Origin of the sequence: Halorussus sp. AFM4 (assembly GCF_051194995.1) — an archaeon.
In the GTDB taxonomy this organism is placed as follows: domain Archaea; phylum Halobacteriota; class Halobacteria; order Halobacteriales; family Haladaptataceae; genus Halorussus.
In genome coordinates this window covers 818,807-832,770 of the sequence record NZ_JBNTJT010000001.1, presented here as the reverse complement: position 1 = coordinate 832,770, position 13,964 = coordinate 818,807, and the positions used below count along the sequence as shown (strand labels likewise).

Here is a 13,964-nt window from a genome sequence, read left to right as displayed (position 1 = left end):
TGTCTCTCGGTCGCGTCCCGGCGTCGTCGCCGGCCGGCGCGCCTTACCGCAGACCGACCGACTCGACGGCGGAGACGTCGAGCGCAGTCGCGAGCCCCGTCGCGATCGGACCCTCGACCGGGACGGTGGCCGGGCTCTCGACGCTGCCGACCGCGACGCCGAGCGAGCCGCCGGCCGCCCCGCTGCTGGCGTTCGCGTCGCCGTCGCCGCCGGTCGGCGCGTCGGGGTTGCCGTTCCCGCCGGCGGTCGAGTTGCCGTTCCCGGCGTTCGCGCCGTCGCCGCCGGCGTTCCCGGCACCGCCGCCGTTCGCTCCGGTGGCGTTGCCCGCGCCGGTTCCGGCGCCGACCGCCCCGGTGTCGCCGTCGGTCCCGTTGCCGACGCCGAGCCCGTTCCCGGTGTCGGTCCCGTTGGCGCCGCGCTGCTCGCCGCCGGGCCGACCCGGTCGGCCGTTCCCGGGCGCGACCGGGGTGGTGGCGACGCCGGTCACGTTGCGCGCGACCGAGGCGAGCTGGGGACCGGTCAGGTTCGCGGTGGCCGCCCGGAGCCTGCCGAGCGCCTCGACGTCGGCGCCGACCGACTCGGCGCGGGCCGAGGTGGTGTTGACGGCCGACTCGAGCGCGTTTATCCGGCCGATCAGGCCGCTCAGCTTGGCCTTGTACGCGGCCCCGCTCACGTTGCCGGCCGCGCGCTCGGCGACGAGTTCGGCCTTCCGCTCCCGGAGCTCGACCAGCGTCGAGCGGAGCTCCTCGGTCCGGCGCTCGACGAGCCGGACGCGCTCCGAGCGGTTCTCGGTGGCGTTGAACGCCGCGCTCCACATGCCAGTCTCGACCGCGCCGTCGACCTCCGCGGCGCTCGACTGCATGAACGCCGAGATGTCCGCGCCCAGCGCCGAGCCGCCGGTGGAGTTGTTCCCCGAGTTCTGGACGGCGGACTGGACGTCCGTGCCATCGGCGTTCGCGGCGGTCGCAGCGGTCGCGCCGCCGGTGGGCTCGGCGTCCCGGTCGGCGAGGGCGCCCGCGACGCGCTCCGCGTCGTGAACCGTCGCGCCCGCTGCGACGCCGGCGGTCACCGCGCCGCCGACGACGAACAGCGCCAGCAGGAGGGCTCGGTAGAGGCTCATCGGTACTCCCTAAACCTCCCCGGCTTAAAAAGGCCGAGATTCGTTCGTTCCGTTCACGTGTCCTGATCGCAGCCGCACGTCGGTTTTTAGAGTTTAAAATCGGATTAGAAGCGTCCTACGGGCTTCCGCCGTCGGCCGGGAGCCGGTCGAACGCGCTCGCGGCCGCCGCGACCGCCACCACCGAGAGCGCGACGGTCGCGGCGGGCAGCGCCAGCCCCGGGTCGTACCGGAGCGGCGGGTGGTAGCCCAGCAGGTAGTCGACCGCGTCGTTGACCAGCAGGGCCCCGAGCGCGGTCGCCAGCGCCCCGCGGGTGGTCGCGCCGACGTACGGCAGCAGGCCGGCCTCGGCCACGAACGCGAGGTGGGTGACCACGATGAACCAGTACGACCAGAACGCGTCGGCGTTCCACGGCGGCCCGAAGTACGCCCCGAAGCCGAGGTTGAGCGCGACGAACGTCCAGACGCCGTACTTGACCAGCCACGCGAACGCGAACGTGTGGAGGTACGCCAGGTAGCGGTTCCGGGGCGCCTCGGCGAGCGGCCGGCCCAGGTTCGGCAGCAGCGTGACCAGCGACAGCGTCACCAGGAACAGCGCGGCGGGCGAGTCGGCGTAGAGCGGCCAGAGGTAGATCGGCACCTCGGGCAGCGTCCCGACGTAGAACTCGACCCCGATCAGGATCGCCAGCGCGTTCACGGCCACCAGCCACGCGAGGTTCGGCCCGTCCTCGAGGTACCGCCGCGCGTACCGCTCCAGCGTCGCCATGGGGGTGACCGGGGCCGCCAGCGACAAAGGTCTTCCCGGAACGCGACGGCGTCCCGGCCGGTCGGCGGAGCGCCGGGTCGGGGCGTCTCCGGACCGGACCCCGCGCGCCGACAGACACAAGTCGAAACTCATTAAGTAGTGGGGTTGCCCTACTATATAAAGGTTTACGTAAGGTTTATTGCTGGCCAGTGTTATACGACAACACGACCCATGTTCGAGGAGTTTTCGAGCGGCTACTACCTCGGGCGGCTCTACGTCGAACCGTCCGACGGGGAACACGCGGTCATGCGCCGCGACGACCACCGGCGCATCAACGAGCAGCTGTACGCCACCGGTGAGGGCCTCGAGCGACTCGACAACCCGCTCGTGATGAAGGTAGACCAGCGCCACGTCGCGGTCCACGGCGACGAGAGCGTCCCGGAGGGGACGCTCGCGCTCCCCGAGGCGCTCCTCGACGACACCCGCATCCGGAACCCGCCGACGCTCAAGGAGGTGCTGCTGGCGAAGGCCGACCGGGCCGGCCAGCTGCTCCGGTACCAGGAGGCGACCCCGGGCGTCGGCACCTGACCCCGCAGCACCTGCCCCGTGGCTCCGGACCTGCAATAATTTCTCCCCGTGGAAAACAAATTTAACAGCCGTGGTGCGTAGTGGCGACCATGGCGAAACCGGTTCTCGGCTCGGACAACCCTCTCACGTACACGGAGATCCACGCGCTCGTTCTGGGCGCCGTCGTCGGCGTCCTGGCGGGCTACGGCCACGTCATCGGTCGGACCGAACTGGCGACCTGGCTCACCGCGGCGTTCGTCGCCGCGGCGCTGGGCCTCGGAGTCGCCGGCAGACTGTCGAAGGCCCGGACGACGATCCGCCGGGAGCCGTGGTACGCGCTCGTCGCCCTGCTGGTCGGCGGCGTCGCCGTCGTGGCCCTACTGGGCGGCGGCACCGCGGTAGCGGTGTGAGAAAACGGTCGAAGCTCTCAGTTCCGCGCCGTTACTTGCCCCACTCGCGAACCGTCTTGGGGCGGTCGCCGACCGGCTGGACGTCGATGGGTTCGTCCCGGGCGTCGAGCGCCTCCAGCGCGGCCGCGGCGCTGGCCTCGGTCGAGAAGTAGGTAATCTCCTCCTCGACCGCGGTCTCCAGCAGGTCGCGGTTCCGCGAGACGATGAGGTCGATGTCGCCGTCGAGCACCGCCCGCTTCGCGCGCTCGGTCCACTCCGCCTCGTCGTCGCCGAACTCGTCGGGCGTGACGACCTCGAAGTACGTGCCGAACTCCTCGGTGCTGAAGTACTCCCCGAAGTCGTCGGTGAGGTCGACCAGCGCGGTGCCGCCCGACGGGACGGGCTTGCCGGTCGAGTCCTGGGCCTTGTCGTAGGCCTTGCCGAACGTGTCGGCGGTGCCCATGACCTCGCCGGTCGACTTCATCTCCGGGCCGAGCCGGGGGTCGCTGCCCGGCAGGCGGTCGAACGGGAGCACGACCTCCTTGACGCTGACCTGCTCGGGCACCTGCTCGTCGACGTCGAGGTCGGCCAGCGACTCGCCGGCCATCACCTTCGCCGCCAGCTTCGCGATGGGGACGCCGGTGGCCTTCGAGACGAACGGGACCGTCCGCGAGGAGCGGGGGTTGGCCTCCAGCACGTACACCTCGCCGTCCTGCACGGCGAGCTGGACGTTCAGCAGCCCGACGGTGTCGAGCGCGGCCGCGATGTCCTCGACGACCTCCCGGACCCGCGCGAGGGTGTCGTCGTCGAGCGCCCGCGGCGGGATCATGCAGGCCGAGTCGCCCGAGTGGACGCCGGCGGTCTCGACGTGCTCCATGATGCCGCCGACGAGCACGTCCTCGCCGTCCGCCACGGCGTCGACGTCGAGCTCCACCGCGTCGGCGAGGAACTCGTCGACGAGGATCGGCTTGTCGGGACTGACCCGGACCGCCTCCTCGATGTACTCCTTGAGCTCCTCGTCGTCGTGCACGACGTCCATCGCGCGGCCGCCGAGCACGTAGGAGGGCCGGACGAGCACCGGGTAGCCGATGTCGTGGGCGAGGTCGAGCGCCTCCGCCTCGCTGGTCGCGGAGCCGCCCTCGGGCTGGGCGATGCCGAGGTCGTCCATCAGGCGGTTGAACCGGTCGCGGTCCTCCGCGAGGTCCATCGCCTCGACCGACGTCCCGAGGACGTCGCAGTCGAGGCCCCGGCGGTCGAGCTCGGCCTCGAGGGGGTCGCCGATGTCGACCGAGGTCTGGCCGCCGAACTGGACCATCACGCCGTCGGCGTTGGTCGCCTCGACCACGTCGGCGACCTCCTCGGCGGTGATGGGCTCGAAGAACAGCCCGTCGGAGGTGTCGTAGTCGGTCGAGACGGTCTCGGGGTTGTTGTTGACGACGTGGGCGTCGATGCCCTGCTCGCGCAGCGCGCGGACCGCGTGGACCGAGCAGTAGTCGAACTCGACGCCCTGCCCGATGCGGATGGGGCCGCCGCCGACCACGACCACGCTCTCGACGTCGCGGTCGACCTGGACCTCGTCGCGGCCGAGTCCCGCGCCGGGCTGGCGCGAGGAGTAGTAGTACGGCGTCGAGGCCGCGAACTCGCCGGCGCAGGTGTCGACCTGCTTGAAGTCGCGGTCGGGCGAGCCCGCCTCGACGTCGTCGACCGTGACGCCCGCGCCGTCGGCGAGCTTCTCGTCCTCTCCGCTCGCCGCGTCGGTGTCGGCCGGAATCCACGAGGAGTGGGTGTCGTCGAACTCGCCGCCGGCGATCGCGGTGATCTCGTGGTCGGTGAAGCCGATCTCGGCGGCCTCGCCGAACTCGCCGTCCTGTGCCGCGACCGCGGCGTCGGCGACGTTCTTGTAGCGCTCGACGTACCACTCGTAGATGCCCGTCAGCTCCACGACCTCCTCGACGGTGTAGCCGCGGTCGAACGCCTCGAACATGGCGTACGGGCGGTCGGGCGTCGGCGCCTCGAGGTAGTCGGTCTCGAGGGTGTCGTCGTCGACCTCCGCCCAGTCGACGGCGGGGTCGTACTCCGAGGAGCGCAGCGCCTTCAGCAGGCTCTCCTCGAACGTCCGGCCGATGGCCATCGCCTCCCCCGTCGACTTCATCGCGGTGCCCAGCTCGAAGTCGACGTCCGGGAACTTGTCCTTGGGCCAGCGCGGCACCTTCGTGACCACGTAGTCGATGGCCGGCTCGAAGGCGGCGGTGGTCTGGCCGGTGATCTCGTTCTCGATCTCGTGGAGGCGCTTGCCGAGCGCGACCTTGGCGGTCACCCGGGCGATGGGGTAGCCGGTCGCCTTCGACGCCAGTGCCGACGAGCGCGAGACGCGGGGGTTGACCTCGACGACGCGGTACTCGCCGCCGGGGGTGCCGTCGTCGCGCCACGCGAACTGGATGTTACAGCCGCCTTGGATGCCCAGGTCCCGGATCACTTCGAGCGCGGCGTCGCGCATCTCCTGGTGGCCGTCGTCGGGGATGACCTGGCTGGGCGTCACGACCGTCGACTCGCCGGTGTGGATGCCCATCGGGTCGATGTTCTCCATGTTGCAGATGATGATACAGGAGTCGCCGGCGTCCCGCATCACCTCGTACTCGAGCTCGACCCAGCCGGCGATGGACTCGGTGATGAGCACCTCGCCGTTGCGCGAGAGCCGCAGGCCCTTCCGGACGCGCTCGACGAGCTCGTCCATCTCCTCGACCACGCCCGACCCCGACCCGCCGAGTGTGTAGGTGGTGCGGGCGATGACCGGCAGCCCGCCGACCTCCTCGACCGCGGCCTCGACGCGGTCCCGGAGGTCGTCCTCGGTGATGCCCGAGAGCTCCTCGTCGTCGTCCAGCGTGATGGTGGTCGACTGCGCGACCGGCTGGCCCAGGTCGCGCATCCGCTGGCGGAACAGGTCGCGGTCCTCGGTGGCGTAGATGGTGTCCAGCGGCGTGCCCATGATGTCGACGTCGTACTCCTCGAGCACGCCCTCCTCGGAGAGCTCGGCGGTGACGTTCAGCCCGGTCTGGCCGCCCAGGCCCGCGATGACGCCGTCGGGGTTCTCCTTCCGGATGATCTCGGCGATGGCCTCGGTGGTGATGGGCTCGATGTACACCTCGTCGGCCATCTCCGGGTCGGTCATGATGGTCGCCGGGTTGGAGTTGACCAGCACGACTCGCGCGCCCTCCTCCTGCAGCGCCCGGCAGGCCTGCGCGCCCGAGTAGTCGAACTCGGCGGCCTGTCCGATCTGGATCGGTCCGCTACCGATGAGCAGGATTGTGCGTCCGTCGCCGGCCGTGGTCTCCTCGGTCATCTGTTGGTAGGAGGGAGTTCGCTCATCGTAATAAATCCGGCGATAGATTACGAGTTCCGGAACGTGATTTCGAAATTCGTATTCCGGAGGTTCGCGAAGTCGCGGTTCGGCCCGTGCTAGTTCGGCTACGGCAGTGTACGTGCACTCGGTGGCGCGAACCACCGGACGACGCTCGGTGACGCAGCCGACAGTTCGGTGGACGAACGGGGCCGCCCGCGACCGGGCGGGGCTTTCGAGTCCGAGTCCACCTGACGGAGTTCGAGGGAGTAGAACCACTTCCGTCCCGTCCCGCTCGTCTCCGTCGCCGCGAACTATCGAAGACGGTTTTACCAATCACCGACAAGCACAGGCCAATGAGCGCCGACGACACGGCCGCCGACGCGGCCAGTCCCGCCGGAGAGGACCGCCACAAGAACGCCCGCCAGCACGTCGTCGCCGTCGACGCCGACGACGAGGAGCAGGAGATCGTCAACCGCCTCGACGCCCACACCGGCGACGGCATCCGCCACCGGGCGTTCACGTCGCTGGTGTTCGACGGCGAGGGCAACATCCTGCTGGCCCAGCGCGCCCCGGGCAAGCGCCTGTGGGGCACGTGGTGGGACGGCACCGTCGCCTCCCACCCGGTCGAGGGCCAGAGTCAGGAGGAGGCGACCCGCCAGCGCCTCGACGAGGAGCTGGGCGTCACGCCCGACCAGTACGACGACCTCCGGGTCACCGACCGGTTCGAGTACAAGCGCTACTTCGAGAACGCGGGCGTCGAGCACGAGGTCTGCGCCGTCCTGAAGCTGACCCTCGACGACACCAGCGTCGACCCCAACGAGGAGGAGGTCGCGGGCCTGATGTGGGTGCCCTACGAGCGGCTCCACGAGCACCCCGAGTGGTACCGCCAGCTCCGGCTCTGCCCGTGGTTCGAGATCGCGATGCGCCGGGACTTCGAGTAGAACTGCGCGACTCCGAGTCCTCTCGCTACTCTCCGCGCGAGGCGAGCCCGGCGAGGTGGCCGGCCTCCTCGACGATGATCTCCTCGACGCCGAGCCGCGCGGCGCTCTCGCTGCCCGGCAGGCAGAAGACGACCACGCCGTCGACCACGCCGGCGGTCGCGCGGGTGCCGACGACTCTGGTGCCGATCTCGTCGTGGGAGAGCAGCCGGAACAGCTCGCCGAACCCGGGCAGCTCCTTGTCGAACAGCTGTTGGATCGCCTCGATGGTCACGTCGTCGGGGGTCACGCCGGTGCCGCCCGTCGTGACCACGACGTCCACGTCGTCGCGGGAGACCAGCCCGTCGATGGAGCTCTGGACGCCGTCGTAGCTGTCGGCGATGAGGTCGCGGCTCACCACCCTGTGGCCCGCGTCCTCCAGGCCCGCGACCACGGCGTCGCCCGAGGGGTCGTCCGAGAGGCTCCGCGAGGACGAGACCGTCACGACCGCCGCGCCGAGCGACTCGACGTCGTGGGCGTGGTGGTCGTGGGCGTCGTCAGCCTGCCCGTGGTCGTGACCGTCGGCGGCGTCGCTGTCCGGCGATCCGGCGCCGTCGTCGGCCGCCGCCGTCGGCTCCGACTCCTCGTCCCCGTCGTCGCCGTCGCGGCGCGTGTCGCGCGATTGGAAATCGACCATGCGTGAGTATTTGACAGACGGGACCTTAAATCAAGGCCACGCCCGGCGGTTCTGTCATCGGATCAACCCGTGTGACGGCGGCTCATCGCCGCCGTCTGCCGGTCGGCGCCGACCGCCGACCGCGACACCGGTCCTTCTTCGAACACGGTCGCTTGAGGTACAGTTTTACCGGGCGAGGACCACGTGGCAAGTATGAAAGCCGTCCAGTTCAGCGAGCACGGGGACCGGAGCGTCATCGAGTACGGCGACTTCCAGGACCCGACGCCGGACCGCGACGAGGTGCTGGTCGACGTGAAGGCGGGCGCGCTCAACCACCTCGACGTCTGGACCCGGCGAGGGCTCCCGGGCATCGACCTCGACATGCCCCACATCCCCGGCAGCGACGCCGCGGGCGTCGTCCTCGAAGTCGGCGAGGACGTCACGCGGTTCGAGCCGGGCGACCGGGTCGCGGTCTCCGCGGGCGTCTACTGCGGGAAGTGCGAGTACTGCCGCCACGGCGAGTACTCGATGTGCGTCAACTACCACATCATCGGCGAGCACGTCCGGGGCGTCCACAGCGAGCGCGCCGCGGTGCCCGAGGACAACCTCGTCGAGGTCCCCTCCGGCGTCGAGTGGGAGACGGCGGCCGCCGCGCCGCTCGTGTTCCAGACCGCGTGGCGGATGCTGCTCAACCGCGGCGACCTCACCGCGGGCGAGTCGGTGCTGGTGCTCGGCGCCTCCGGCGGCGTGGGCCACGCCGCGGTCCAGATCGCCGACTACGCCGGCGCGGAGGTGTTCGCGACCGCCTCCTCGGACGAGAAGCTGGAGTACGCCGCCGAAATCGGCGCCGACCACACCATCAACTACGAGGACGAGGACTTCGCCGACGCCGTCCGCGACCTCACGGACAAGCGCGGCGTCGACGTGGTGGTCGACCACGTCGGCGAGGCGACCTACCCCGACTCGCTCAAGAGCCTCGCGAAGGGCGGCCGGGTCGTCACCTGCGGCGCGACCACCGGCCCGAACCCCGGCGCCGGGCTCAACCGCATCTTCTGGAACCAGCTCTCCGTCATCGGCTCGACCATGGCCGACCCCGGCGAGGTCGACGACGTGCTCGAACTGGTGTGGGACGGCACCTTCGAGCCCCGCATCCGGGAGGTCTTCCCGATGAGCGAGACGGCCCGCGCCCACGAGCTGCTCGAAGAACGCGAGGGCTTCGGCAAGGTCGTCGTCGTGCCCGACAGCAGGTACGACGGATGACCGAGGACACCTACACCCACCGGCCGGGCGAGGTCGGCGACGGGAGCCCGGCCGGTCGGGGAAGCGGCCCCGACGAGGACGACGTCGACCCCGCCGAGGAGTTCGACCCCGCCGCGCCGGTCGAGCGCGGCCGCGAGGAGTGGGACTGGCGCGGCTGGGTGCTGGTCGGCGTCATCGTCGTCTGCTTCCTGGTGATCCCGGCGACCATCCTCTACCTCCCGCCGGTCCGGCCCTACCGGTTCGCCTACCTCGTCCTGCCGATGATCCCGGCGATCCTGCTCGGCGCGACAGCGGTCTGGTCGGCCCAGCGCAGCGACTGACCCTGCGAGCGGGTCCCGCAGCCACGGAAAGCATTTACCGGACCTGGTGCTGCTCTCACTCATGCCCGGCGCACGCATCGCCCGCGGCGACCGAGTCGCCCTCCGGACCGCCGAGGCCGAGGACGTCGAGTTCCTCCAGCGCGGCAGCGCCAACGCCGAACTCCGCTACCCGCTGGGCTCGCGGCTGCTGAACCGCGAGCAGGTCGAAGAGGTCGTCCTCGACGACGGCGAGGACCAGTTCCTCGTCTGCCTCGACGGCGATGACGCGGGACCGGGTACCCCGGCCGACGACGCGGTCGAGCGCATCGGGTTCGTCGCCGTGCAGGACGTCGACTGGAAGCGCCCCGAACTCGTCTACTGGCTCGTCCCGGAGGTCCACGGCGAGGGGTACGGCAGGGAGGCGGTCGCGCTCGTTCTCGACTACGTGTTCCGGACGTACGACGCCCCCGCCGTCGAGGCGGGCGCCTACGCGTTCAACGACGCCTCGCGCGGCCTGCTGGAGTCGCTGGGGTTCGAGGAAGAGGGTCGCCTGCGCAAGCGCCGGTTCGTCGACGGCGAGCACGTCGATTCCATCGTGTACGGCCTGCTCCGCGAGGAGTGGCACGACTGAGGTCGTTCGGTGGCCCGTCACCCCGGCCCGTCGGCCGGGAACCGCAACTGCTCCGCGACGAACTCCGCGCCGGTCCAGCGCCACGACCCGATCGAAGGTTCGCCGCCTCCTTCTCCACCCCCGCCGCCGAGCGAGACGACGAGGTACGACCGACCGGGCCACGTCGCCTGCGCGGCGTCGGTGGCGCTCGGTCCCGGCGGCCCCCGCGGGTGCGAGTGGTAGAAGCCGACCACCTCCCGGCCCGCGTCCTCGATCTCCTCCATCAGCTCGAGCTGCTCGCGGGGGTCGATCTCGTAGCGCGTCCGGGGTCGGTCGGCGGCGTTCTCGGCCGGGTAGCGGCGCTCGACGCGGTGGACCGGTGTGCCGTCTCCTCCCTCTCGGACCCCCGCGAGGACGCCGCAGACCTCCCGGGGTGACCCTTCGCGGGCGTGGGCCACGACGTCGTTGCGGACCGACTCGGGCACGACGACGGTCGGGGAATCAGGGGTGTCTGTCGGCACGGGCGTTCTGGCCGTCCCCTTCGCGGGGCGACGGGATAAGTGCTGGCCCGCGGCGGGACCACCCGCGGGCCTTTTGGCGCTCCGGGGCGTGCGTGGGGCCATGGCAGGGGGACGCGGGGCAACGGCAGGCGGCGCGCGGCTCGCCCTCGTGCTGGCGGTCGTGCTCGCGCTCGCGGGCGCGGCCCCGGCGGCGGGCGACCCGACGGGGGCGGACGGTCGGCCCACGGTGACCGAGACGATCCGAGAGGCCGGGACGCCGGGCGAGACGACCGCCGCGGAAACGGCGACCGGGACCGCCGACCAGTCGAGCGACGGCGCGGTCGAGATCGAGACCGAGGGGTTCGACCCCGACTACGACCCCGCGGCGGTGCTCGACCGGGTCGAGCGCCTCCGGGGCCTCTCGGCGCGCCAGGGCATCACGCTCCACGAGTACGAGCCGCCGGCCGACGAGACGTACGACGCCCGCGACTCGTTCGGGGCGATCCGGCCGGCCGGGGCCAAGGCCCTCCAGCTGTACTCGAACGCCTCGACCGAGCGCCGGACGCCGCTCGGCTACACGGTCGAGCGCCAGGCCGCCGTCCACATCTACCTGCTGAACGACTCCGCGCTCGCGGCGCACGACGTCTCCCAGCAGGCGGTGCTGGCCCACGAGTTCGTCCACGCGCTCCAGTTCCAGCACGGGCTGCTGTCGCCCTCGCGGGCGGGGCTGCGGTCGGAGTTCCCGCGCTGGACGACCGACGCCAGGCTGGTCACCACCGCGCTGGTCGAGGGCGACGCCATGTGGGTCACCGAGCAGTACCTCCGGCGGTACGGCCGGGGCGACTACTCGGTCGCCGAGTACAACCGGACGCTGACCCGGGCGGCCTGGACCCACAGCGTCGCCGGCACGCCCTACTACTACGGCTACGCGTACTACGAGCGGACCGGCGGCGCGCCGGCCGAGCGCACGGGCGCGATCCGGGACCCGCCGGGCTCGACCGCCGAACTCCTCCACCCCGGCGAGCGGGTCGCGTCGGCGCCGACGCCCCCGGTTCCGGAACTCCCCGAGTCCGCCGAGTTCCCGCGGACCCACACCGACACCGTGGGCGAACTGGTCGTCCGCCACGCGCTCCGGCTGAACGGGCTGTCGTTCGGGCGCGCCGCGGCGGCCGCCGACGGGTGGGCCGCCGACCGGATGTCCTACTACGCCGGCCCGGGCGCGGCGGGGCCGGCGACCCACTGGGAGACGGTCTGGGCGTCGCCGAGCGAGGCCCGGGAGTTCGCCGCCGCCTGGCGGGCGATGCTGGCGGCGAACGGCGCGGACGGGACCGGTGAGTACGACGCGGACGGGACCGGTGAGTACGACGCGGACGGGACCGGTGAGAACGGCGTCGAGACCCTCTCCGTCCCGGCGAGCGACCAGGCGCCGGGGATGCACTACGCGATAGAGCGCGACGGGGCGACGGTCCGCATCACGGCGGCCGAGCGGGCCGACACGGTCGAGCGACTCGCGGAGGCGGTCGCGCAGGGCGCGGCGTCGGAAGCTGGTTCGGCCGACGAGGTCGATTCGGACGGTGAAGTCCGCCCGGGCGGCGGAGCGAACGCGACCGCGACGCTCAGCTGTCCTCCTCGTCCTTGAGCTCCTCGAGCTCGGCCTCGACGTCCTCGTCGACGGGCTCGCTCTCGGACTCGGTCTCGGACTCGGTCTCCAGGTCCTCCAGGTCGGCCTCGGCGTCCGCCTCGTCGGTCTCGGTCGAGCCCTTGCCCATCTCGGCCTTCAGCGTCTCGAGCTCGGCGTCGACCTCGCCGGAGGTCCGGACCTCCTCGAGCTCGCGGTCGAGGCTGTCCTTGTCCGAGAGCGCGTCCTCGAAGACGCCCGACTCCTGGAGCTCGTCCATCGCCTCGGCGCGGGCCTCCATGTCCTCGGTGCGCTCCTCGGCGCGCTCGATGGCCCGGCCGACGTCCTCCATCTCCTCGCCGGCGCCGGTCATCGCCTCCGACACGCGGCTCTGGGCCTCGGCGGCCTCGTAGCGGGCCTTCATGCTCTCCTTCTTGGTCCGGAACTCCTCGATGCGGTTCTGGAGCTCGTCCTTCTTCTCGACGAGGTTGTCCTGGGTCTCCTGGAGGCTGGCGATCTGGCCCTCGAGGTCCTCGATCTGGTTCATCTTCTGCTTCTTCTTCTCCAGCGCGCGCCGGGCGAGGTCCTCGCGGTCCTGGTTGACCGCCTCGCGGGCCTGCTGGTTGTGCTTCTCGATGTTCTCCTCGAGCCGGCGCTTCTGCATCTCGAGGCGCTTCTTCTGGGTGGTCAGGTCCGCGATGCCCTGCTTGACCTCCTGGAGCTCGTCGCGCATCTGCTCGTAGGAGTAGTCGAGCGTCTCCGACGGGTCCTCGGCCCGGTTGAGGATCGCGTTTATCTTCGACCGGACGACGTACGACATGCGTGAAAGCACTCCCATATCACCCTCTTTCGTGACCTGACCCTTAAAATCCTCACCTCTCCAACAGTCGTCAGACGGGCGTTCGACATCGGGGCTCGGCGGGCGGTCGGCCGGCGCCGAATCCGGGCGCGCTCGGTGACGCGAACCATCCGCGGACGCTCGGTGACACAACGGGGGTTTGGGTGGACTGAAAGGGGCCGCTCGCTCGCGTTTACCTGGTCGTCTCGGCGACCCCTATCCGACGCAACGACGTCCGTCGGATATGTCGGCGAGCGACCGCGAGCGAGCGGGGGCTTTCTGAGCGTTCGGCGTTCGTATTGCGGCATCGTGTTGACAGACGAGAGGAGCATCAGCCCGAACCCGGAGTACAACCCTTATCCGACCGCTCGCACTACCAACGCCCATGCACTCCGAGGACCTGCCGATCCCCGGCGGCCGGGACGTGCGCGCGACCCTCGACGCTCCCGAGGGCGCCGACCCCGACGCGGTAGTGGTCGCGTGCCCGCCCCACCCGCAGCACCGCGGCCACCGCGGCGACAAGCGGCTGACCGCCGTGAGCGAGGCGCTTGCGGCCGAGGGAGTCGCCTGCCTCCGGTTCGACTACGGCGACTGGGACGAGGGGTACGGCGAGCGCGAGGACGCCCGCAACGCGCTCCGGTGGGCCCGCGACCGGTACGACCGGGCGGGCATCTTCGGCTTCAGTTTCGGCGGCGCGATCGCGGCGCTCGCGGCCGCGACGGTCGACCCCCAGCCGGACGCGGTCTCGCTGCTCGCGCCGGCGTCGCGGCTGGCCGACGACCTCGACGCGGCCGCGGCGCTGACGGACGTCGAGGCGCCGGTGCAGGTCGTCTACGGGACGCGCGACGACACCGCCGACTGGCGGCCGCTGGTCGAGCGCGCCCGGGAACTCGACTGCGAGGTCGTGGAGATGAGCGCCGACCACTTCTTCGTCGGCCAGCACGGCAAGGTGGCCGACCGCGTGAGCGGGTTCCTGGTCGAGCACCTCCGGGCCGACGCCTGAGCGTCGACCGTACCCGCGGTCGTCGCGGCCCGCGGTGGGTCGCGCCTCCGGCGGAAGGGCCACCGGGCAGACCGCGGACCGCGGT

The 13,964-nt window shown here is 71.3% G+C and carries 14 protein-coding genes; 8 read left to right on the top strand and 6 right to left on the bottom strand.

The window, feature by feature from the left end:
• Positions 1-43 precede the first annotated feature (43 nt).
• Together ACQUQF_RS04340 and ACQUQF_RS04335 are read right to left on the bottom strand one after the other, a co-directional pair.
• The gene (locus ACQUQF_RS04340; protein ID WP_435176086.1) at positions 44-1,120 is read right to left on the bottom strand and encodes a hypothetical protein; all 1,077 of its coding nucleotides are present in this window, start codon (positions 1,118-1,120) and stop codon (positions 44-46) included.
• A gap of 115 nt (positions 1,121-1,235) precedes the next feature.
• Positions 1,236-1,883, bottom strand: coding sequence for a DUF1405 domain-containing protein (locus ACQUQF_RS04335; protein WP_435176084.1), 648 nt, complete (start codon positions 1,881-1,883; stop codon positions 1,236-1,238).
• Between the two features lie 210 nt (positions 1,884-2,093).
• On the opposite strand from ACQUQF_RS04335, the gene ACQUQF_RS04330 reads away from it, so the two are divergent.
• Positions 2,094-2,450, top strand: a complete 357-nt coding sequence (locus ACQUQF_RS04330; protein WP_435176082.1) for a DUF5802 family protein — start codon at positions 2,094-2,096, stop codon at positions 2,448-2,450.
• 89 nt (positions 2,451-2,539) lie between these two features.
• Entirely contained in the window at positions 2,540-2,839 is a 300-nt protein-coding gene (locus tag ACQUQF_RS04325) for a hypothetical protein (RefSeq protein ID WP_435176079.1), read from the top strand.
• 31 nt (positions 2,840-2,870) lie between these two features.
• On the opposite strand, the gene carB is transcribed toward ACQUQF_RS04325, so the two are convergent.
• Positions 2,871-6,158, bottom strand: coding sequence for a carbamoyl-phosphate synthase large subunit (gene carB, locus ACQUQF_RS04320; RefSeq protein ID WP_435176076.1), 3,288 nt, complete (start codon positions 6,156-6,158; stop codon positions 2,871-2,873).
• A 353-nt stretch (positions 6,159-6,511) separates the two neighbouring features.
• On the opposite strand from carB, the gene ACQUQF_RS04315 reads away from it, so the two are divergent.
• Entirely contained in the window at positions 6,512-7,099 is a 588-nt protein-coding gene (locus ACQUQF_RS04315) for an NUDIX hydrolase (protein WP_435176074.1), read from the top strand.
• 25 nt (positions 7,100-7,124) lie between these two features.
• On the opposite strand, the gene ACQUQF_RS04310 is transcribed toward ACQUQF_RS04315, so the two are convergent.
• On the bottom strand, positions 7,125-7,772 hold the full coding sequence (locus ACQUQF_RS04310) for a MogA/MoaB family molybdenum cofactor biosynthesis protein (protein ID WP_435176072.1): 648 nt from the start codon (positions 7,770-7,772) through the stop codon (positions 7,125-7,127).
• A 192-nt stretch (positions 7,773-7,964) separates the two neighbouring features.
• Between ACQUQF_RS04310 and ACQUQF_RS04305 the strand changes: the two genes are divergently transcribed.
• From ACQUQF_RS04305 to ACQUQF_RS04295, 3 genes are all read left to right on the top strand, one after another.
• Entirely contained in the window at positions 7,965-9,011 is a 1,047-nt protein-coding gene (locus ACQUQF_RS04305) for a zinc-binding dehydrogenase (protein ID WP_435176069.1), read from the top strand.
• Positions 9,008-9,331: a hypothetical protein gene (locus ACQUQF_RS04300; protein WP_435176067.1), complete on the top strand. Its 324-nt coding sequence runs from the start codon at positions 9,008-9,010 to the stop codon at positions 9,329-9,331. Before ACQUQF_RS04305 ends, ACQUQF_RS04300 begins: the two co-directional genes overlap by 4 nt.
• A gap of 61 nt (positions 9,332-9,392) precedes the next feature.
• Positions 9,393-9,941 carry a GNAT family N-acetyltransferase gene (locus tag ACQUQF_RS04295; protein WP_435176064.1) on the top strand — a complete coding sequence of 183 codons (549 nt, stop codon included), beginning with the start codon at positions 9,393-9,395 and terminating at the stop codon, positions 9,939-9,941.
• Positions 9,942-9,958: 17 nt separating this feature from the next.
• Here the strand turns inward: ACQUQF_RS04295 and ACQUQF_RS04290 are convergent, their stop codons facing one another.
• The gene (locus tag ACQUQF_RS04290) at positions 9,959-10,441 is read right to left on the bottom strand and encodes a desampylase (protein WP_435176062.1); all 483 of its coding nucleotides are present in this window, start codon (positions 10,439-10,441) and stop codon (positions 9,959-9,961) included.
• Between the two features lie 100 nt (positions 10,442-10,541).
• Here ACQUQF_RS04290 and ACQUQF_RS04285 point away from each other — a divergent pair, with 100 nt between their 5' ends.
• Positions 10,542-12,059 (top strand): hypothetical protein, encoded by a 1,518-nt coding sequence (locus ACQUQF_RS04285; protein WP_435176060.1) that lies wholly within the window; start codon positions 10,542-10,544, stop codon positions 12,057-12,059.
• On the opposite strand, the gene ACQUQF_RS04280 is transcribed toward ACQUQF_RS04285, so the two are convergent.
• Positions 12,037-12,876 carry a PspA/IM30 family protein gene (locus ACQUQF_RS04280; protein ID WP_435176058.1) on the bottom strand — a complete coding sequence of 280 codons (840 nt, stop codon included), beginning with the start codon at positions 12,874-12,876 and terminating at the stop codon, positions 12,037-12,039. The genes ACQUQF_RS04285 and ACQUQF_RS04280 overlap by 23 nt on opposite strands.
• Positions 12,877-13,261: 385 nt before the next feature.
• Between ACQUQF_RS04280 and ACQUQF_RS04275 the strand changes: the two genes are divergently transcribed.
• Positions 13,262-13,879 (top strand): alpha/beta hydrolase, encoded by a 618-nt coding sequence (locus tag ACQUQF_RS04275; protein ID WP_435176055.1) that lies wholly within the window; start codon positions 13,262-13,264, stop codon positions 13,877-13,879.
• Positions 13,880-13,964: the final 85 nt, after the last annotated feature.